General features: G+C 59.2%; 18 protein-coding genes. 13 read left to right on the top strand and 5 right to left on the bottom strand.

Annotated features, from left to right (window positions below):
• Window positions 1-60: 60 nt before the first annotated feature.
• Window positions 61-1,350, top strand: a complete 1,290-nt coding sequence (gene gltA / locus AACY18_RS14515; RefSeq protein WP_221732168.1) for a citrate synthase — start codon at window positions 61-63, stop codon at window positions 1,348-1,350.
• Window positions 1,351-1,649: 299 nt separating this feature from the next.
• Here the strand turns inward: gltA and AACY18_RS14510 are convergent, their stop codons facing one another.
• From AACY18_RS14510 to AACY18_RS14500, 3 genes are all read right to left on the bottom strand, one after another.
• Window positions 1,650-3,308, bottom strand: coding sequence for a cation acetate symporter (locus AACY18_RS14510; RefSeq protein ID WP_339433633.1), 1,659 nt, complete (start codon window positions 3,306-3,308; stop codon window positions 1,650-1,652).
• Window positions 3,305-3,616: a DUF485 domain-containing protein gene (locus AACY18_RS14505; RefSeq protein ID WP_339433632.1), complete on the bottom strand. Its 312-nt coding sequence runs from the start codon at window positions 3,614-3,616 to the stop codon at window positions 3,305-3,307. Before AACY18_RS14505 ends, AACY18_RS14510 begins: the two co-directional genes overlap by 4 nt.
• A 241-nt stretch (window positions 3,617-3,857) precedes the next feature.
• Complete coding sequence (locus AACY18_RS14500) at window positions 3,858-4,709, bottom strand: glycine betaine ABC transporter substrate-binding protein (protein ID WP_339465221.1); 852 nt, start codon at window positions 4,707-4,709, stop codon at window positions 3,858-3,860.
• Between the two features lie 288 nt (window positions 4,710-4,997).
• Here AACY18_RS14500 and AACY18_RS14495 point away from each other — a divergent pair, with 288 nt between their 5' ends.
• A complete protein-coding gene (locus tag AACY18_RS14495) occupies window positions 4,998-6,593 on the top strand; it encodes a glycoside hydrolase family 17 protein (RefSeq protein WP_339433630.1) in 1,596 nt (531 codons plus the stop codon).
• Window positions 6,594-6,699: 106 nt separating this feature from the next.
• Here AACY18_RS14495 and AACY18_RS14490 read toward each other — a convergent pair whose 3' ends face one another.
• A complete protein-coding gene (locus tag AACY18_RS14490) occupies window positions 6,700-7,068 on the bottom strand; it encodes a hypothetical protein (protein WP_339433629.1) in 369 nt (122 codons plus the stop codon).
• 224 nt (window positions 7,069-7,292) lie between these two features.
• Here AACY18_RS14490 and AACY18_RS14485 point away from each other — a divergent pair, with 224 nt between their 5' ends.
• From AACY18_RS14485 to AACY18_RS14475, 3 genes are all read left to right on the top strand, one after another.
• Window positions 7,293-8,591 (top strand): serine/threonine protein kinase, encoded by a 1,299-nt coding sequence (locus AACY18_RS14485; protein ID WP_339433628.1) that lies wholly within the window; start codon window positions 7,293-7,295, stop codon window positions 8,589-8,591.
• 37 nt (window positions 8,592-8,628) lie between these two features.
• A complete protein-coding gene (locus AACY18_RS14480) occupies window positions 8,629-9,372 on the top strand; it encodes an MlaA family lipoprotein (RefSeq protein WP_401162512.1) in 744 nt (247 codons plus the stop codon).
• A 323-nt stretch (window positions 9,373-9,695) separates the two neighbouring features.
• Entirely contained in the window at window positions 9,696-10,301 is a 606-nt protein-coding gene (locus AACY18_RS14475) for a TetR/AcrR family transcriptional regulator (RefSeq protein WP_221731929.1), read from the top strand.
• Window positions 10,302-10,432: 131 nt separating this feature from the next.
• Here the strand turns inward: AACY18_RS14475 and AACY18_RS14470 are convergent, their stop codons facing one another.
• The gene (locus tag AACY18_RS14470; protein ID WP_339433626.1) at window positions 10,433-10,873 is read right to left on the bottom strand and encodes a GlcG/HbpS family heme-binding protein; all 441 of its coding nucleotides are present in this window, start codon (window positions 10,871-10,873) and stop codon (window positions 10,433-10,435) included.
• 268 nt (window positions 10,874-11,141) lie between these two features.
• Here AACY18_RS14470 and gcl point away from each other — a divergent pair, with 268 nt between their 5' ends.
• The 8 genes from gcl to AACY18_RS14430 all read left to right on the top strand — a co-directional run bounded on the left by gcl (window position 11,142) and on the right by AACY18_RS14430 (window position 20,597).
• A complete protein-coding gene (gcl, locus tag AACY18_RS14465; RefSeq protein WP_250603832.1) occupies window positions 11,142-12,917 on the top strand; it encodes a glyoxylate carboligase in 1,776 nt (591 codons plus the stop codon).
• A 140-nt stretch (window positions 12,918-13,057) separates the two neighbouring features.
• On the top strand, window positions 13,058-13,840 hold the full coding sequence (gene hyi / locus AACY18_RS14460; RefSeq protein ID WP_339465218.1) for a hydroxypyruvate isomerase: 783 nt from the start codon (window positions 13,058-13,060) through the stop codon (window positions 13,838-13,840).
• Window positions 13,841-13,936: 96 nt separating this feature from the next.
• Window positions 13,937-14,830, top strand: a complete 894-nt coding sequence (locus tag AACY18_RS14455; RefSeq protein ID WP_339433623.1) for a 2-hydroxy-3-oxopropionate reductase — start codon at window positions 13,937-13,939, stop codon at window positions 14,828-14,830.
• Between the two features lie 157 nt (window positions 14,831-14,987).
• Window positions 14,988-16,262, top strand: a complete 1,275-nt coding sequence (locus tag AACY18_RS14450; RefSeq protein ID WP_339465217.1) for a glycerate kinase type-2 family protein — start codon at window positions 14,988-14,990, stop codon at window positions 16,260-16,262.
• Window positions 16,259-17,674: a pyruvate kinase gene (gene pyk, locus AACY18_RS14445; RefSeq protein ID WP_339433621.1), complete on the top strand. Its 1,416-nt coding sequence runs from the start codon at window positions 16,259-16,261 to the stop codon at window positions 17,672-17,674. The genes AACY18_RS14450 and pyk overlap by 4 nt, the downstream gene beginning before the upstream one ends.
• Window positions 17,675-17,736: 62 nt before the next feature.
• Window positions 17,737-18,651: an urea transporter gene (locus AACY18_RS14440; RefSeq protein WP_339433620.1), complete on the top strand. Its 915-nt coding sequence runs from the start codon at window positions 17,737-17,739 to the stop codon at window positions 18,649-18,651.
• Window positions 18,652-18,672: 21 nt separating this feature from the next.
• A complete protein-coding gene (locus tag AACY18_RS14435) occupies window positions 18,673-19,497 on the top strand; it encodes an ion transporter (protein WP_339433619.1) in 825 nt (274 codons plus the stop codon).
• Between the two features lie 104 nt (window positions 19,498-19,601).
• Window positions 19,602-20,597 (top strand): sulfate ABC transporter substrate-binding protein, encoded by a 996-nt coding sequence (locus AACY18_RS14430; RefSeq protein ID WP_339433618.1) that lies wholly within the window; start codon window positions 19,602-19,604, stop codon window positions 20,595-20,597.
• Window positions 20,598-20,707 lie beyond the last annotated feature (110 nt).

Here is a 20,707-nt window from a genome sequence, read left to right as displayed (position 1 = left end):
AGTGGTGCGGGCCCTGCGTGGGGGGTCTGTCTGATGGTTCAAGCATAAATAGGAGGCCACATGGCTGACAAAAAAGCGCAGTTGATCATCGAGGGCGCAGCCCCCGTCGAGCTGCCCATTTTAACCGGCACCGTTGGTCCCGATGTTATTGATGTTCGGGGCCTGACGGCCACGGGCCGCTTCACTTTCGACCCGGGTTTCATGTCGACCGCTTCGTGCGAATCGAAGATTACCTATATCGACGGCGACAACGGCATTCTGTTGCACCGCGGCTACCCGATCGAACAGCTGGCTGCAAAGTCGGACTACCTCGAAACCTGCTATCTGCTGCTCAACGGCGAACTGCCGACGACAGAACAGAAAGCCCAGTTCGTCAGCACCGTGAAAAACCACACCATGGTTCACGAGCAGCTGAAAACCTTCTTCAACGGCTTCCGTCGCGACGCCCACCCGATGGCCGTCATGTGCGGTGTAGTCGGCGCCCTCTCGGCCTTCTACCACGACTCCCTGGACATCAATAACCCGCAGCATCGCGAAATTTCCGCGATCCGTCTGGTTGCCAAGATGCCGACCCTGGCAGCGATGGTTTACAAGTACTCCATGGGCCAACCCATGATGTACCCGCGCAACGACCTGACGTACGCGGAAAACTTCCTGCACATGATGTTCAACACCCCGTGCGAGATCAAACCGATCAGCCCGGTACTCGCCAACGCCATGGACAAGATCTTCATCCTCCATGCCGACCACGAGCAGAACGCATCGACGTCCACCGTACGCCTGGCAGGCTCTTCGGGTGCCAACCCGTTCGCCTGTATCGCCGCCGGTATCGCCGCACTGTGGGGCCCTGCTCACGGCGGTGCGAACGAAGCCGTTCTGACCATGCTTGACGAGATTGGCGATGTTTCCAACATCGACAAATTCATCGCCAAGGCCAAGGACAAGAACGATCCGTTCAAACTGATGGGCTTCGGTCACCGGGTTTACAAAAACCGCGACCCACGCGCAACAGTCATGAAGCAGACCTGCGACGAAGTGCTGAAAGAACTGGGCATCACCAACGATCCGCAACTCGAACTGGCCATGCGCCTGGAAGAGATCGCCCTGACCGATCCATACTTCATCGAACGCTCTCTGTACCCGAACGTCGACTTCTACTCGGGGATCATCCTCAAGGCGATCGGCATTCCGACCAGCATGTTCACCGTGATCTTCGCTTTGGCGCGGACTGTCGGCTGGATCTCCCACTGGAAAGAAATGCTCTCCAGCCCGTACAAGATCGGCCGTCCGCGCCAGCTGTACACCGGCTACGAGTCGCGTGACATCACCAAGCTGGAAGACCGCAAATAAGACTTGTCTTGCGATAACGTCTTGAAGTTGCACCGGGAACGGCCTCTTATATAGAGGCCGTTTTTGTCTGTCTGGGGTTTGGGGGGGGGGCATATCCGTTGCCGCGGTAACGGCCTCCTATGGTTTCGCTCTTACAGCGAGCCACTGTTTCCAAACGTGACCCGCCGTAAGGGCGCAGCCCTGGAAGCCGTTACCGCAGCAACGGATATAAACACACCATCAACAGACAACACGCCCACAAAAAATGCCCCGATCTCTCAACCGGGGCATTCAGCACAACCTATACAACCATCAAGCGATCAGTGCGAAACCGCCCCACTCGCCCCCAACCCCGTCTGCGAACGCACAAACTGCGGGAAGAACAGCGCCCGCTCGTTATCCGCCGCCGCCGACTTGTCGGTGATCGAGAAGAACCAGATCCCGACAAAAGCAATGACCATCGAGAACAGCGCCGGGTACTCGTACGGGAAGATCGCCTTCTCGTGATGCAGGATTTGCACCCAGATGGTCGGGCCAAGCACCATCAGGCCTACCGCACTCAACAGCCCCAGCCAGCCGCCGATCATCGCGCCGCGAGTGGTCAGCTTCTTCCAGTACATCGAAAGCAGCAGGACCGGGAAGTTACAGCTTGCCGCGATGGAGAACGCCAGGCCAACCATGAACGCGATGTTCTGGCTTTCGAACAGGATGCCCAGGCCGATGGCCAGAACACCCAGTGCGATGGTGGTGATCTTCGAAACGCGGATCTCGTCCTTATCGTTAGCCTTGCCCTTCTTGATCACGCTGGCATACAGGTCATGCGACACCGCCGAAGCACCGGCCAGGGTCAGACCCGCCACAACCGCCAGAATGGTCGCAAACGCCACGGCCGAGATGAAGCCAAGGAAAACACTGCCACCCACCGCGTTAGCCAGGTGCACCGCCGCCATGTTGTTGCCGCCGAGCAAAGCGCCCGCCGCATCTTTGAACGCAGGGTTGGTGCTGACCAGCAGAATCGCGCCGAAGCCGATGATGAAGGTCAGGATGTAGAAGTAACCAATGAAACCGGTCGCATACAGCACGCTCTTACGCGCTTCCTTGGCGTCACTCACGGTGAAGAAACGCATCAGGATATGCGGCAGGCCTGCGGTACCGAACATCAGCGCCAAAGCGAGAGAAAACGCCGAGACCGGATCTTTCACCAGGCCGCCAGGGCTCATGATCGCTTCACCTTTGGGGTGAACCTTGATTGCCTCGGAGAACAGCATGTTGAAGTCGAAGTTGACGTGCTTCATGACCATCAACGCCATGAAAGTAGCACCGGACAGCAACAGCACAGCCTTGATGATCTGCACCCAAGTGGTCGCCAGCATGCCGCCGAACAGCACATACATGCACATCAGGATACCGACCAGAATCACCGCAACGTAGTAATCGAGACCGAACAGCAACTGGATCAGCTTGCCGGCACCGACCATTTGCGCGATCAGGTAGAACGCCACCACCACCAGCGAACCGCAGGCAGACAGGGTGCGGATCTGGGTTTGCCCGAGGCGATAGGACGCCACATCGGCAAAGGTGTACTTACCCAGGTTACGCAGACGCTCGGCGATCAGGAACAGAATGATCGGCCAGCCCACCAGGAAGCCGATCGAGTAGATCAACCCATCGTAGCCGGAGGCAAACACCAGCGCGGAAATCCCCAGGAAAGACGCGGCCGACATGTAGTCACCAGCAATCGCCAGACCGTTCTGGAAACCGGTGATCTTGCCACCCGCCGCGTAGTAGTCGGCCGCCGAATTGTTGCGCTTGGACGCCCAGTAGGTGATGCACAGGGTCGCGCCGACGAACACCACGAACATGGCGATCGCGGAAACGTTGAGCGGTTGTTTGTGGACTTCGCCGGTCAAGGCTTCTGCGGCCCAGACTGCCGGAGCGAACGCTGCGATGCTCAAAAGAGCCAGTAGACGCCGGATCATTGCTGAGCCTCCTTGAGAATCGCATTGTTCAGGTCGTCAAACTCGCCATTGGCGCGGCGCACGTAGATAGCGGTCAGGACGAAAGCCGAGACAATCAGCCCGACACCGATCGGGATGCCCCAGGTGATCGAAGATTCAGGACTGAGCTTCGCCCCGAGCTCTTGCGGCGCATAGGCGATCAGAAGAATGAATCCCGAGTAGAGCCCGAGCATGATCGCCGAGAGTATCCAGGCGAACTTTTCCCTTTTCTGCACCAGCTCCTTGAAGCGCGGGCTGTTTTGAATCGAGAGGTAAATGCTGTCGTTCATTGTTTTTATCCTCGCAGCACAGATTATTGTTGGAACAATACTCACTGTATGCGGCTGCGAGCCAGGTTCCAGACGACCTTAGTAGTATAACGCCATGACGTACTTGCCAATTTCAGGTACACACAAAACAACTGTGGGAGCGGACTTGCTCGCGAAAGCGTCGTGTCAATCAACACATCAGTCGACTGACAGACCGTTTTCGCAAGCAAGCCCGCTCCCACAGGGTTAGACGGTGAAGTGTTTATTTAGTCCATTCAGCTACACGATCCGGGTGCTTGGCGACCCAATCTTTCGCCGCAGCTTCAGGTTTGGCACCATCCTGAATCGCCAGCATGACCTCGCCGATTTCGTCTTTCGACGCCCACTGGAAGTTCTTCAGGAACTTGACCACTTCCGGTGCCTTGGCATCCAGCTCTTTGCTGCCGATGCTGTTCACGGTTTCAGCCGCGCCATAAACGCCTTTCGGGTCGTCGAGGAAGCGCAGTTTCCACTTGGCGAACATCCAGTGCGGGACCCAACCGGTGACGGCGATGGATTCTTTTTTCTTCTCGGCACGGGTCAGCTCGGCGATCATGCCGGCGCCGGAACTGGCCTTGAGACTGTATTTGTCCAGACCGTAATCCTTGATGGCCTGATCGGTCTTGAGCATCACGCCTGAACCGGCGTCGATGCCGACGATGCGATTTCTGAAGCTGTCATCGGTTTTCAGATCTTCGATCGACTTGGCCTTCACATACTCCGGCACGATCAGGCCGATTTTCGCATCCTTGAAGTTCGGGCCGTAATCGACGACCAGATCCTTGTTTTTTGCCCAGTATTCGCCGTGGGTGACCGGCAGCCAGGCCGAGAGCATGGCGTCGAGTTTGCCGGTGGCAACGCCCTGCCACATGATCCCGGTGGCGACGGCTTGCAGTTTTACGTCGTAGCCGAGCTTCTGCTTGATCACTTCGGCGGCCACATGAGTGGTCGCGACGCTGTCGGACCAGCCGTCAACGTATCCGATGTTCAGGGTCTGTTTTTCAGCACTGGCAAATGTGGAACTCATCGCAAGCACCAGAGCGGCACCTGCGCCTAAAAGTCGTCGCATCTTCATCGTTACTTCCCCGAAATGCTGAGCCCGACGGATGCCGGGCATCGTCAACGTATTGTTATGGTGCACAGCGCCCCCATCACGCCTGACCGCAAACTCGTTCGAACATCAGCGGAGCACTGACGCTTTTGATCATCAACCCCACGCCTTCGACGACCTGCTCTGTCAGCGACCTCAAGGCAACGAGAAACGACATCAGAAGGCCATTAACCTTCTCTATATATAGATGACACCAGACAATCCGCCCGAACTTTGCATGTCAAAACCAAGGGCGCCCCTAACCCTATATAAATGCAGGTAACATGCGTCGCTTTGCAGCCACACGGCCTGACCATGTTCGCGACTTCGCGCTTTGCTTTTCTCCCCTATCTTTTCGCCTGCCTGCTGGGGCTGTTTGCACTGTGCGGCTTCTGGTACGGACTCGGTAAACCGGTGATCCTGCCGGATGCCGCCACCGCGACGCACAAACTGCAATGCGCGTCCTACACCCCGTTCGACAAAGACCAGTCGCCGTTCGACGTGCCGCTGAAACTGCGCCCGGAGCGCATGGACGCCGACCTTGCGCTGCTGGCGACGCGGTTTCAATGCCTGCGCACCTATTCCATGGCAGGGCTCGAGGCACTCCCCGACCTGGCGCGCAAACATGGCCTGAAATTGATGATCGGCGCCTGGGTCAACAGCAATCCGGTGGACACCGAGAAGGAAGTCGACCTGCTGATTGCTTGCGCCAACGCCAACCCGGACGTGGTCAGCGCGGTGATCGTCGGCAACGAAGCGTTGCTGCGTAAAGAAGTGACCGGCGGGCAACTGGTGAAGCTGATCAACAAGGTCAAAGGCCAGATCAAACAACCGGTGACTTACGCTGATGTCTGGGAGTTCTGGCAAAGGCATCCAGACATCGCCCCTGCCGTGGACTTCATAACGATCCACTTGCTGCCGTACTGGGAAGACCATCCATGGAACGTCGACGTGGCCTTGTCGCAAGTAGCCGCGATACGTCGCAGTTTCGGCAGCATGTTTGCACCAAAAGAAATAATGATCGGCGAAACGGGTTGGCCAAGCGAAGGCCGTCAACGCAAGACTGCCGTGCCGAGCCGGGAAAACGAAGCCAAATATATCCGCGGGTTTGTCGCGATGGCCGAGAAGGAAGGCTGGCATTACAACCTGATCGAAGCGTTTGACCAGCCATGGAAGCGCGGCAGCGAAGGTGCGGTGGGCGGGTATTGGGGGCTGTTCGATGCCGATCGTCAGGACAAGGGCATGCTCGCCGGGCCGGTGACGAATGTACCGTACTGGAAAGAATGGCTGGCCGTTGGCGGTTTGATTTTCCTCGGTACGCTGATCCTTGGCGGCCGCGTTCGCAATACTCGCTCAGCACTGGTATTGCCACTGCTGGGCGCCCTCGCCGCGTGCTCAATCGGTGCCTGGGGCGATATGGCCCGGGTCACCACGCGATTTGCCAGCGAATGGCTGTGGGTCGGACTGTTGACAGCGCTGAATCTGAAAGTACTGGCGCATGCCGCGCTGACATTGAGCGCGCGTACCGGCTGGCGTGAACGTGCTTTCAATCTGCTGGAGCGTCGCGCCGGCTGGCTGGTGGCCACAGCAGGTTTTGCAGCCGCGGTGATGATGCTGGAGATGGTGTTCGATGCGCGTTACCGCAGCTTTGCGAGCATGGCATTCATCCTGCCCGCGCTGGTGTACCTGTGCCGCCCGGTCAGCGTGCCGCGTCGGGAGATTGCTTTGCTGGCCCTTATCATCGGGGCCGGTATCGCACCGCAGTTGTTCGAGGAGGGGTTGCAGAACCAGCAGGCCTTGGGCTGGGCACTGGTCAGCGGCTTGATGGTGGCGGCATTGTGGCGATGCTTGCGGGTTCGCACTCGCTGATCTTCAGCGTCTGCGCCGGCCCCTTGGCGAGCAAGCCCGCCCCCACATTTGGACCTGACTGCACACAAATCCCTGTGGGAACGGGCTTGCCCGCGATGACTGATTGTCAGACGCCGCGAGATTGCCGGACCAGGCGCAACCCGGCAATCACCAGCGCAAACACCGCCAACGTGGTGTTGTACAGCGCCAGCGCCGGCAGCCCGAACACCAGCGCCAGCACCGCCAGCCACCACCCGGCCCTGCCCGGCAACACGAATCCGATCAATGCCGCACCCAACGCCGCCCAGCCCAACACCTTGAAGTGAGTCATCAGCCCCAGGCTGGAACGCATCTGGCACTCCCAGCGACTGGCCTCATCTACGCAGATGCCCACCCATTTGCCATCCTCCATGAAGCCGTATCGCGCGCCATAACTGGCGGCGAGCCATAACGGCAGCAGAACGAGCAACAGCATCACGGGCACGCGGCGGGACATGAATGACTCCAATCAACAAAAATCGGCGGCCAGCTTAATCTGCCGCCCGGCATACGCAAGCGCTAACAACAGTTAACTATTCATCCGCGCGATGCAAAGTGTATCGTCCGGCTACTATTACTCCGAATTCTGCCTGTTTGATGCCGCGGCATGGCACTTTGGCACAACCCCGGTGGTCATAGCCTGCGAACCTCATTCGGCACCTTCCTCTAAGGGATCCAGTCATGCTCCGTTCCTTGCGCTTCGCCGCGCTGTTCAGCGGCCTTATCTTGAGTGCGTCCGCACTGGCGGCGGATATCGACGCCGCCAGTTATGGCTACCCCCTGACCAACCCGTTCGAGGCGACCATCGCCACGACTCCGCCGGACCTGCGCCCGGAACTGCCACTGGACGACGACATCAATCAGTCCGACCGCAGCGTCACCTTGCGCCCGGAGCGGGCATTCATCCTGCCGGACAATTTCTGGGCGGTAAAAAAACTCACTTACCGCATCGCCACCCAGGACAAACCAGCACCGCTGATCTTCCTGATTGCCGGCACTGGTGCGCGTTATGACAGCACGCTCAACGAATACCTGAAAAAACTCTATTACAAGGCCGGCTATCACGTCGTGCAGTTGTCCTCACCGACCAGCTTCGACTTCATCAGCGCCGCGTCGCGCTTCGCCACACCGGGCGTGACCAAGGAAGACGCCGAGGACATGTACCGTGTGATGCAGGCTGTGCGGGCGCAAAATCCGAAACTGCCGGTCACTGACTACTACCTCACCGGCTACAGCCTCGGTGCGCTTGATGCGGCTTTCGTCGCGCATCTGGACGAAACCCGCCGCAGCTTCAATTTCAAAAAAGTCCTGCTGCTCAATCCGCCGGTCAACCTTTACACCTCGATCACCAACCTCGACAGGCTGGTACAGACCGAAGTCAAAGGCATCAACAACAGCACAACGTTCTATGAGTTGGTGCTGGGCAAATTGACCCGTTACTTCCAGCAGAAAGGTTACATCGACCTCAACGACGCCCTGCTCTACGACTTCCAGCAATCCAAACAGCACCTGACCAACGAACAGATGGCGATGCTGATTGGCACCTCGTTCCGTTTCTCGGCCGCCGATATTGCCTTCACCTCGGACCTGATCAACCGTCGCGGCCTGATCACCCCGCCGAAATTCCCGATCACCGAAGGCACCAGCCTCACGCCGTTCCTCAAGCGTGCACTGCAATGTGACTTCGATTGCTACCTGACCGAACAGGTGATCCCGATGTGGCGCGCGCGCACCGATGGCGGCAGCCTGTTGCAATTGATCGATCAGGTCAGTCTGTATGCGCTCAAGGATTACCTGCACGACAGCCCTAAAATCGCCGTGATGCACAACGCCGACGACGTGATCCTCGGCCCGGGCGACCTGGGCTTCCTGCGCAAAACCTTTGGCGATCGCCTGACCGTTTATCCACTGGGCGGCCATTGCGGCAACATTAACTACCGCGTCAACAGCGACGCCATGCTGGAGTTCTTCCGTGGCTAAATATCTCCTGCTGATAGCAGCGCTCCTCTGTGCAGGCATGGCCCAGGCCGATAACAGCAAAGCCAATGCACCGGTGGTGGTCGACAGTGACGGTTTCAAGGAGCCGCTGTCCAAACTCAAATTCAACCCGGGGCTGGACCAACGCGAATTCGAGCGTTCCACGCTCAACGCGCTGAACGTGTATGACCCGCTGGAAGAGTGGAACCGTCGCGTTTACCACTTCAACTACCGTTTCGATCAATGGGTATTTTTGCCGGTGGTCGACGGTTATCGCTACGTCACGCCGAGCTTCGTGCGCACCGGCGTGAGCAACTTTTTCAACAACCTGGGCGACGTACCCAACCTGATCAACAGCCTGTTGCAGTTCAAGGGCGAGCGCTCCATGAAAACGACTGCACGCCTGTTGTTCAACACCACCATCGGCGTCGCCGGTCTGTGGGACCCGGCGACCGCCATGGGCCTGCCACGCCAGAGCGAAGACTTCGGCCAGACGCTGGGTTTCTATGGTGTGCCGGGAGGCGCCTATTTTGTGCTGCCGATCCTCGGCCCATCGAACCTGCGTGACACTGCAGGTCTGGCCGTGGACTACAGCGCCGAATCGGCGGTCAACTTCTTGAACGTGTCAGAAGTCAGCTCCAACCATCCGGAGATCTGGGCCCTGCGCGCAGTAGACAAGCGCTATCAGACCAGTTTCCGCTACGGTCAACTGAACTCGCCGTTCGAGTACGAAAAGGTGCGTTACGTGTACACCGAGTCGCGCAAGTTGCAGATTGCCGAGTAACGTTTTTACGGGAGCCACATCCGGCAAATGTGGGAACAAGCTTACTCGCGAAAAGGGAGTGTCAGTCACCTGTCCATTGACTCAGACGCCGCCTTCGCGAGCAAGCCCGCTCCCACAGGGGTAACGTGCTCAGCCTTTAAAGGCTTTCCAGAGCTTGTTGACGAACGAAGCTTTAGCCACCTTTCCCGCTCGGCATGTACGCCGCAGACTTGCTGGGCATTGAGCGCCAGGTCATCACCGAGCACACGGGGCATTCTTGAGCGCTGCGCGAGGCCGGTGCTACCATGCGCCACCGCCAGAACAGGCAAGGAACCACCGGGTTTATGAGCACAATCCGCGAGCGCAACAAAGAACTGATCCTGCGTGCCGCCAGCGAGGAGTTTGCCGACAAAGGCTTCGCAGCGACCAAAACCAGCGACATCGCCGCCAAGGCGGGATTGCCCAAGCCCAACGTCTACTACTACTTCAAATCCAAGGAAAACCTCTACCGCGAGGTACTGGAAAGCATCATCGTGCCGATCCTGCAGGCGTCGACGCCGTTCAACGCGGACGGCGTACCGAGCGAAGTACTGAGCGGCTACATCCGCTCCAAGATCCGCATCTCCCGCGACCTGCCCTTCGCGTCCAAAGTATTTGCCAGCGAAATCATGCACGGCGCACCGCATTTGAGCGCCGACCTGGTCGAGCAACTCAACGGCCAGGCCAAGCACAACATCAACTGCATCCAGACCTGGATCGACCGCGGCCAGATCGCGCCGATCGACCCCAACCATCTGATGTTCAGTATCTGGGCTGCCACCCAGACCTACGCCGACTTCGACTGGCAGATTTCTGCGGTCACCGGCAAGGACAAGCTGGACGAAGCGGATTATGAGGCGGCGGCGCAGACGATTATTCGGTTGGTGCTCAAAGGGTGTGAACCGGACTGAGACACCGCGATGACGCGATCGCGAGCAGGCTCACTCCTATAAGGGCTCGGAGGCATTCAGACATTTTGTGCCTGACCACGATCCTGTAGGAGTGAGCCTGCTCGCGATAGCGGTTAATCAGACGCTAAAGATCAAGAAACCACCCCCGCATCCGCCCGCAAGTCCAGCACCTCCACCGCTTTGATCGCCACCTGCTCATCAATATCCGACAGATCGCCGCTGATCCCGATCGCGCCGAGCACGTTCCCCGCCTGATCCCGAATCAACACACCACCCGGTGCCGGCACCACGCTGCCCTGGCCCATGCTGTTCAGTGCGGCAATGAAGGCCGGCCGTTGTTGCGCGTCCAGCGCCAGCAGGCGCGAGCCTTTACCTAGCGCGATGGCGCCCCAGGCTTTGCCGATGGCGATTTGCGGGCGAAGCAGGCTGGCGCCGTCTTCGCGTTGCAGGGCGACCAGATGACCGCCGGCATCAAGTACCGCGATGGTCAGCGGCGCGGCATTGATGCCTCGCCCTGCGCTGATGGCTTCACTGACCAGGTTGACTGCGACTTTCAAGGTTAAAGCGCTCATGGTGCCGTCCTCATTTTGTTATAGGGAAAGTCGTGGGACTGCGGTTTTGTGCCGCAGGCCAATGCGACAAATAGAACACAATGAGTTATTTTTTTGTATACAATAATTATCGAAAATCGCTACATGCGACGAAAAGCCACAGCAGAATCGGCTTCCGACGAATGAAACGAACGCTTGATAAAATGGATTGACCTGCGCCGTCCGCCGTGAATACACTCTGCGCAAAGCCACTTGTATACAATTACAAAACGTAAAGAGGCACAAAACCATGAGCAAAATGAGAGCAATCGAAGCCGCCGTTCTGGTGATGCGCCGTGAAGGGGTTGATACCGCTTTTGGCATCCCGGGCGCTGCAATCAACCCGCTGTACTCCGCCTTGCAGAAAGTCGGTGGCATCGATCACGTCCTCGCTCGCCACGTTGAAGGCGCCTCGCACATGGCCGAGGGTTACACCCGCACCAAGGCCGGCAACATCGGCGTGTGCATCGGCACCTCCGGCCCGGCCGGTACCGACATGGTCACCGGGCTCTACAGCGCCTCGGCCGACTCGATTCCCATCCTCTGCATTACCGGCCAGGCACCCCGCGCCCGTATGCACAAGGAAGACTTCCAGGCGGTCGACATCACCAGCATCGTCAAGCCCGTCACCAAGTGGGCGACCACGGTTCTGGAACCGGGCCAGGTGCCTTACGCGTTCCAGAAAGCTTTCTTTGAGATGCGCTCCGGCCGTCCAGGCCCGGTGCTGATCGACCTGCCGTTCGACGTGCAGATGGCTGAAATCGAATTCGACATCGACGCCTACCAGCCGCTGCCGCTGGCCAAGCCGACCGCAACCCGCGTGCAGGTGGAAAAGGCTCTGGCCCTGCTCGATCAGGCCGAGCGTCCATTGCTGGTCGCCGGTGGCGGCATCATCAACGCCGACGCCAGCGATCTGCTGGTGGAGTTCGCCGAGCTGACCGGTATTCCGGTGATCCCGACCCTGATGGGTTGGGGCACCATTCCGGACGATCACCCGCTGATGGTCGGCATGGTCGGCCTGCAGACTTCGCACCGTTACGGCAACGCGACGATGCTCAAATCCGACGTGGTACTGGGCATCGGTAACCGCTGGGCCAACCGCCACACCGGTTCGGTTGATGTCTACACCGAAGGTCGCAAGTTCATTCACGTCGACATCGAAGGTACGCAGATCGGTCGTGTGTTCACACCGGACCTGGGCATCGTGTCCGACGCCGCTGCCGCATTGACCGTGTTCATCGAAGTGGCGCGTGAATGGCAAGCCGCCGGCAAGCTGAAAAACCGCAGTGCCTGGCTGCAGGATTGCCAGCAGCGCAAAGCCAGCCTGCATCGCAAAACCCACTTCGACAACGTGCCGGTCAAGCCACAGCGCGTTTACGAAGAAATGAACCAGGTGTTCGGCAAGGACACCTGCTACGTCAGCACCATTGGTCTGTCGCAAATTGCCGGCGCGCAGTTCCTGCACGTCTACAAGCCGCGTCACTGGATCAACTGCGGCCAGGCAGGCCCGTTGGGCTGGACCATTCCGGCAGCGCTGGGCGTGGTGAAGGCCGATCCGAACCGTAAAGTCGTGGCCCTGTCGGGGGACTATGACTTCCAGTTCATGATCGAAGAACTGGCGGTCGGCGCTCAGTTCAAACTGCCGTACATCCACGTCGTGGTGAACAACTCGTACCTGGGTCTGATCCGTCAGGCACAGCGCGGGTTCGAAATGGACTACTGCGTGCAGCTGTCCTTCGATAACCTCAACGCGCCGGAACTCAACGGTTACGGGGTTGACCACATCGCAGTGGCTGAAGGCCTGGGCTGCAAGGCACTGCGTGTGTTCGAACCGTCGGAAATCGCCCCTGCCCTGCGCAAGGCCGAACAGATGATCGAAGAGTTCAAGGTGCCGGTGATCGTCGAGATCATTCTGGAGCGTGTGACCAACATCTCCATGGGTACCGAGATCAACGCCGTCAACGAATTCGAAGACCTGGCACTCGTCGGCAACGACGCACCGACGGCGATTTCGCTGCTTGATTAACTGTTGACCGCTCTCCCTGTGGGAGCGGGCTTGCCCGCGAAAGCATTTCCACATCCGACAATGATGTTGGCTGATCCACCGCTTTGGCGAGCAAGCCCGCTGCCACAAGGGGAACTTCACAAGATTTACGGGAGACCACCATGCCGCGTTTCGCAGCCAACCTGTCCATGCTGTTCACCGAACAGGATTTCCTTGCCCGTTTCGACGCCGCCGCCAAGGCCGGTTTCAGTGGTGTGGAATATCTGTTTCCGTACGACTTCAGCTCCGCCGAAATCAAGGCAAAACTGGAGGCCAACGGTCTGACCCAAGTGCTGTTCAACCTGCCGGCCGGTGACTGGGCCAAAGGTGAGCGCGGTATCGCGTGCCTGCCGGATCGGGTCGAAGAATTCCGCGCCGGTGTCGATCTGGCCATTGCCTACGCGCAAGTGCTGGGCAACACCCAGGTCAACTGCCTGGCCGGTATCCGTGCGCAAGGCGTGGACGATGCCACCGTGGAAAAGACCTTCGTCGCCAACCTCAAGTACGCGGCCGACAAGCTGCAAGCGGCGGGCATCAAACTGGTGATGGAAGCGATCAACACCCGTGACATCCCAGGCTTCTACTTGAACAACACCGCGCAAGCCCTGTCGATTCGCGGACAGGTCGGCAGCGCCAATCTGTTCCTGCAATACGACATCTATCACATGCAAATCATGGAAGGCGATCTCGCCCGCACCCTGCAATCGCACCTGGGTGAGATCAACCATGTGCAGCTCGCAGACAACCCCGGGCGCAACGAGCCAGGTACCGGTGAAATCAACTACCGCTTCCTGTTCGAACACCTGGACCGCATCGGTTATCAGGGTTGGGTCGGTTGCGAATACAAGCCGCTTACCACCACTGAAGCAGGGCTCGGCTGGTTGAAAACCCACAACGCAATTTAAGAACAACGCAAAACCTGTAGGAACGGGCTTGCTCGCTCCCACCCAAAGCAACACCCCCAATTTGCTTGAGCAAGACAAAAACAAGAGGATTTTCTCATGGCTAAAATCGGATTTATCGGCACCGGCATCATGGGCCACCCAATGGCGGCGAACCTGCAGAAAGCCGGTCACAGCCTGTTCCTGTCGGCGCACCACGACCCCGCGCCTGCCGACCTGGTTGCCGCGGGTGCCGTCGCGCTGGCCAACCCGCGCGAAGTGGCTCAGGAAGCCGAGTTCATCATCGTCATGGTCCCGGATACCCCGCAGGTCGATGACGTGCTGTTCCGCGCCGACGGCGTCGCTGCCGGTATCGGCAAAGGCAAAGTCGTGATCGACATGAGCTCGATCTCGCCGACCGCCACCAAAGCCTTCGCGGCGAAGATCAACGAAAAAGGTGCGCAATACCTCGACGCACCTGTGTCCGGTGGTGAAGTCGGTGCCAAAGCCGCGACCCTGAGCATCATGATCGGTGGCGACGCCGATGCCTTCGAACGCGCACTGCCGCTGTTCCAGGCCATGGGCAAGAACATCACGCTGGTCGGTGGCAATGGCGACGGTCAAACCGCAAAAGTGGCAAACCAGATCATCGTGGCCCTGAACATTCAGGCCGTGGCTGAAGCCTTGCTGTTCGCTTCGAAAAACGGTGCCGATCCAGCCAAGGTGCGTGAAGCGCTGATGGGCGGCTTCGCATCCTCCAAGATCCTCGAAGTGCACGGCGAACGCATGATCAAAGGTACCTTCGATCCAGGCTTCCGCATCAGCCTGCACCAGAAGGACCTGAACCTGGCTCTGCAAGGCGCCAAGGAACTGAACATCAACCTGCCGAACACCGCCAACGCCCAGCAAGTGTTCAGCACCTGCGCGGCCATCGGTGGCAGCAACTGGGATCACTCGGCGCTGATCAAGGGCCTGGAACACATGGCCAACTTCTCGATCCGCGACAAGCAGTAAGCCTTTGCCCCGCTTTCCATGTGGGAGCGGGTTTGCTCGCGAAGAGGCAATGTCAGTCGACACCAAGGTTGACTGACCCCGCGCACTCGCGAACAAGCCCGCTCCCACACTGGATCTGAGTTGCCCTTTCGAATAACAAGAATTCCGGGAGCCCGCCATGTCGGTCGATCCGCAACAACTGCTGCGCGAGCTGTTTGCCACAGCCATCGACGCGGCCCACCCGCAGCAAGTCCTCGAAGCCCACCTGCCAGACGATCGCACCGGTCGGGTCATCGTCATCGGCGCCGGTAAAGCCGCGGCCGCGATGGCGCAAGTGGTCGAACGCTGCTGGCAGGGGGAAGTCTCTGGCCTGGTAGTGACTCGTTACGGTCACGGCGCCCCATGCGAAAAAATCGAAGTGGTCGAAGCTGCGCATCCGGTGCCGGACGCTGCCGGCCTGGCCGTGGCCAAGCGTGTGCTGGGCCTGGTGAGTAACCTGAGCGAAGACGACCGCGTGATCTTCCTGCTCTCCGGTGGCGGCTCTGCCCTGCTCGCCTTGCCGGCCGAAGACATCACCCTCGCTGACAAGCAATCCATCAACAAAGCCCTGCTCAAATCCGGCGCGACCATCGGCGAGATGAACTGCGTGCGCAAGCACCTCTCGGCGATCAAGGGCGGACGCCTGGGTAAAGCCTGCTGGCCTGCCACGGTCTATACCTACGCGATCTCCGATGTACCGGGCGACCTCGCCACGGTCATCGCCTCTGGCCCGACCGTGGCCGACCCCAGCACCTCGGCTGAAGCACTGGCGATCATCAAGCGCTACGGCATCGAGATCCCGGCGTCGGTACGCACCTGGTTGCAAAGCCCTGAATCGGAGACCGTCAAACCCGGTGATCCGAGCCTGGCCCGCAGTCATTTCCAGTTGATCGCCCGTCCTCAGCAATCGCTGGACGCCGCGGCGGTGAAGTGCCGTCAGACCGGTTTCAGCACGCTGATCCTCGGCGATCTGGAAGGTGAATCGCGCGAAGTGGCGAAAGTCCACGCCGGCATCGCTCGCCAGATCATCAACCACGGCCAGCCACTGGCGGCGCCGTGCGTGATCCTCTCCGGCGGTGAAACCACCGTGACCGTGCGCGGCAATGGCCGTGGCGGGCGCAACGCCGAATTCCTCCTTAGCCTGACCGATAGCCTCAAAGGCCTGCCCGTCGTCTACGCCCTGGCCGGTGACACCGACGGCATCGACGGCTCGGAAGACAACGCCGGTGCCATCATGACCCCGGACAGCTACAAGCGCGCCGCGGCACTGGGCTTGAGCGCCAGTGACGAGCTGGATAACAACAATGGCTACGGCTATTTCGAGGCGCTCGATGCGCTGATCGTCACCGAGCCGACCCGCACCAACGTCAACGACTTCCGCGCCATTCTGATTCTCGAGAGCTCTAAATCATGACGCCTGATAAAAAGGTCAAAATCCTCGCCACCCTCGGGCCTGCTGTCGATGGCATCCAAGACATCCGCGAACTGGTCGAGGCCGGAGTGAATATCTTCCGCCTGAACTTCAGCCACGGCGACCACGCCGACCACGCCAAGCGCTATCAGTGGATCCGCGAAGTCGAGCGTCAGCTCAACTATCCGCTGGGCATTCTGATGGACCTGCAAGGGCCAAAACTGCGTGTCGGCAAATTCGCCGAGGGCAAGGTGCAGTTGCATCGCGGTCAGGCGTTCCGTCTGGATCTGGATGCGACTCCCGGCGATGAGCGCCGGGTCAACCTGCCGCATCCGGAAATCATCGAGGCGCTGGAAGCCGGCATGGATCTGCTGCTCGACGACGGCAAACTGCGTCTGCGCGTGGTGACTAAGTACGACGATGCGATCGACACCACCGTGCTCAATGGCGGCGAGCTGTCAGACCGCAAAGGCGTGAACGTGCCGCAAGCGGTGCTCGACCTCAGCCCGTTGACGGCCAAGGATCGCCGCGATTTGAGTTTTGGTCTGGAGTTGGGTGTGGATTGGGTGGCGCTGTCGTTTGTCCAGCGCCCGCAAGACATGCTCGAAGCCCGCGCACTGATCGGCGACAAAGCCTTCCTGATGGCCAAAATCGAAAAGCCTTCGGCCGTCGAGCAACTGCGCGAAATCGCCGAGCTGAGCGACGCGATCATGGTGGCTCGCGGTGACCTGGGCGTGGAAGTCCCTGCCGAGAGCGTGCCGCAGATCCAGAAAAACATCATCAGCACCTGCCGTGAATTGGGAAAACCGGTGGTGGTGGCAACGCAGATGCTCGAGTCGATGCGCTTCTCTGCGACGCCGACCCGCGCTGAAGTCACCGACGTGGCCAACGCCGTGGCCGAGGGTGCCGATGCGGTGATGCTGTCGGCGGAAACCGCGTCGGGGGAATACCCGCTGGAAGCCGTGCAGATGATGAGCAAGATCATCCGTCAGGTGGAAAACGGCCCGGATTATCAGACGCAACTCGACGTCAGCCGCCCCAAGGCTGAGGCGACTGTTTCCGATGCCATCAGTTGCGCGATCCGACGCATCAGCAACGTGCTGCCAGTGGCCGTGCTGGTCAATTACAGCGAGTCCGGAGCCTCGACGTTGCGTGCGGCGCGGGAACGGCCCAAAGCACCGATCCTCAATCTGACGCCGAACCTGCAAACCGCTCGCCGTTTGAGCGTGGCGTGGGGCATTCACTCGGTGGTCAACGATCGTCTGCGTCAGGTCGATGAGGTGTGTTCTACCGCGCTGGAAATCGCCCAGGCGCAAGGCATGGCCGAGCGCGGTGACACGCTGTTGATCACTGCCGGTGTGCCGTTCGGGCAGCCGGGCTCGACCAACTCGCTGCGCATTGAGACGTTGATTTAACTCCAACATGATCGTTCCCACGCGCAGCAAAGGAACGATCAGTACTGACTTTCAGAACTGCCATGCCTGCCAACTCTTTCAACACCCACTGCCCCGACTGGGCCGAGGCTTTGCTCAACGGTTTCAGTCAAATCTTCTTCCAGCGTCATCCGCTGTGCGGCCTGCTGTGCCTGCTGGCGATCCTGCTCACCGCTCCGGTGCTGTTTGCCGGCGCGCTGCTGGGTGCCATGGCCGGATTGCTCACCGCGCAACGACGCAACTATGCCAAGGCTGATCGCCAGGCCGGATTGTTCAGCTACAACGGTGTCTTGCTCGGCCTGCTGCTGAGCCTGTACTTCCCGTGGTCGCCGATGCTGCCGCCGTTGATTCTTGCTGCCGGTGGCCTGAGCGCAATGCTCACACAGCAATGGCTCAAACATGTGTACCACCGCCGATCCATACCGGCCTATACCTCGCCTTTCGTGGGCATAAGCTGGGGGCTGCTTCTCTTCGCGGCGCCGCCCATGCCCATGCCTTCTGTCGAACTCAATAACGTGAGCCTGCTCGCCGCCGAGTTCAGAGGGTTGGGTCAGGTGATGTTTCTCGGTCATCCGCTGGCCGGCACCTTGATCGCCATCGGTTTGCTGATAGCTGATCGCCGGGCCTTTGCCTGGGCGCTGTTGGCAAGTGCAATCGGCCTCGGTTCAAGTCTGCTGCACCACGAAACCAATACCGCCCTGCTCGGCCTGGGCAGCTACAACGCCGTACTCGCCGCACTCGCCTTCAGTGCACAACGTCAACAACCGTGGCTGCCGTTGCTCGGCATCGTCCTCGCGCTGCTGGTGACACCCCTGTTTGCCGCCGTCGGTCTGGCCACGCTGACCGCGCCATTCATTCTCGCCTGCTGGCTGATCCGCGCTGGCATCCAGATGCTCGGCAACGCAACGGTTAACAGCACGCCTTGCGCTCATGGGGAGAATCAACCTAGGCTGCGCTGATCTTCGATTCAGGCGTTACATATGGACAGCAGCAAGCGTTGGCGTGATCAGCTTTACGTAGTGATTTTCCAGACCGACACCACGGCTGGGCGGCGTTTCGACGGCATTTTGCTGTTGATCATCCTCGCCAGCCTGGTGGTCGTGATGCTCGACAGCATCGACAGCGTTCACCGCAACTATGCCGATGCACTGGCGTACATCGAGTGGGGCTTCACCATTATCTTTCTCGGTGAGTACATCCTGCGCCTGTATTGCTCACCGAAGCCGTTGCGTTATGCCTTCAGTTTTTATGGGCTGGTGGATTTGCTGGCAATCGTGCCCGGCATCCTCGCCCTGTATTACAGCGATGCACAGTATCTGCTGATCATCCGCATCATCCGGATGCTGCGGATTTTTCGCGTGCTCAAACTCAGCCCGTACCTCAAGCAAGCCAACTATCTGATGTCGGCGCTGCGCGGCAGCAAGCAGAAGATCGTGGTGTTTCTGGTCAGCGTCTGCACGCTGGTGACGGTGTTCGGCACGCTGATGTACGTGATCGAAGGCCCGGAACACGGCTTCACCAGTATTCCCAAAGGCATCTATTGGGCAATCGTGACGCTGACCACCGTGGGCTTCGGCGATATCGTGCCGACAACCCCGCTGGGCCAGGTGATTTCGTCGCTGGTAATGATCACCGGTTACTCGATCATCGCCGTGCCCACCGGGATTTTCACCGCCGAACTGGCCAACGCCATGCGCGGCGAACATCTGCAACACGATTGCCCGGTGTGCAAGAAAAACAGCCACGAACACGACGCAGCTTTCTGCTCCCGATGCGGCAATGCACTGTTCAAGAAAATGGAATAAGCAAAGTGCTTTTTAATCTTTAAGCGACTATGCGTGCCCCGTTATAGTCAGTGGCAAGTGGCCTCACCTTTGGCACAACACCCCCACAGAACAAGGAATGCGCAGTGAAAAAACTCTTTGGCGCCTCACTTCTCGCCGCCGGTCTTGCGTTCGGTAGCGTGGCTCAAGCCGCACCGACCCTGCTGAACGTTTCCTACGACGTGATGCGCGATTTCTACAAGGACTACAACACTGCGTTCCAGAAACACTGGCAAGCCGAGCACAACGAAAACATCACCGTGCAGATGTCCTTCGGCGGTTCGAGCAAGCAAGCGCGCTCGGTGATCGATGGCCTGCCGGCCGACGTCATCACCATGAACATGGCCACCGACATCAACGCCCTGGCCGATCACGGCAAACTGGTGCCGGAGAACTGGGTTACCCGACTGCCGGACAACAGCGCACCGTTCACCTCGGCGACCGTGTTCATTGTGCGCAAGGGCAACCCGAAAGCCCTGAAAGACTGGCCGGACCTGCTTAAAGACGGCGTGCAGGTGATCGTGCCAAACCCGAAAACCTCGGGTAACGGCCGCTACACCTACCTCTCGGCCTGGGGCTACGTGCTGAAGAACGGCGGTGACGAGAACAAAGCCAAAGACTTCGTCGGCAAACTGTTCAAGCAAGCGCCGGTGCTGGATACCGGTGGCCGCGCCGCGACCACCACATTCATGACCAACCAGATTGGCGACGTGCTGGTGACTTTCGAGAACGAAGCGGAAATGATCGCCCGCGAATTTGGCCGTGATCAGTTTGAAGTCATCTACCCAAGCGTCTCCGCCGAAGCCGAGCCACCGGTGTCGGTGGTCGATAAAGTCGTCGACAAGAAAGGTTCGCGCGCAGCCGCTGATGAGTACCTGAAATACCTGTGGTCGCCTGAAGGTCAGGAAATCGCTGCGGCCAACTACCTGCGCCCGCGTGACCCGGCGGTGCTGGCCAAATACACCGACCGTTTCCCGAAAGTCGACTTCCTGTCGGTGGAGAAAACCTTTGGTGACTGGCGCACCGTGCAGAAGACCCACTTCAATGATGGTGGGGTGTTTGACCAGATTTACAGCCAGTAATAGTCAAGCGGCTCTATGAAAAGGCGATCTCAACGGGTCGCCTTTTTTGTGGGAATTTGAAATCACCACCATGTCCCCTATGACGAACAGTAAAGCGCAGCAGTAAACAT

The organism is Pseudomonas sp. EA_65y_Pfl2_P74 (genome assembly GCF_963970575.1).
Lineage (GTDB): Bacteria > Pseudomonadota > Gammaproteobacteria > Pseudomonadales > Pseudomonadaceae > Aquipseudomonas > Aquipseudomonas baetica_A.
This window is presented reverse-complemented; position numbering and strand designations above follow the sequence as displayed.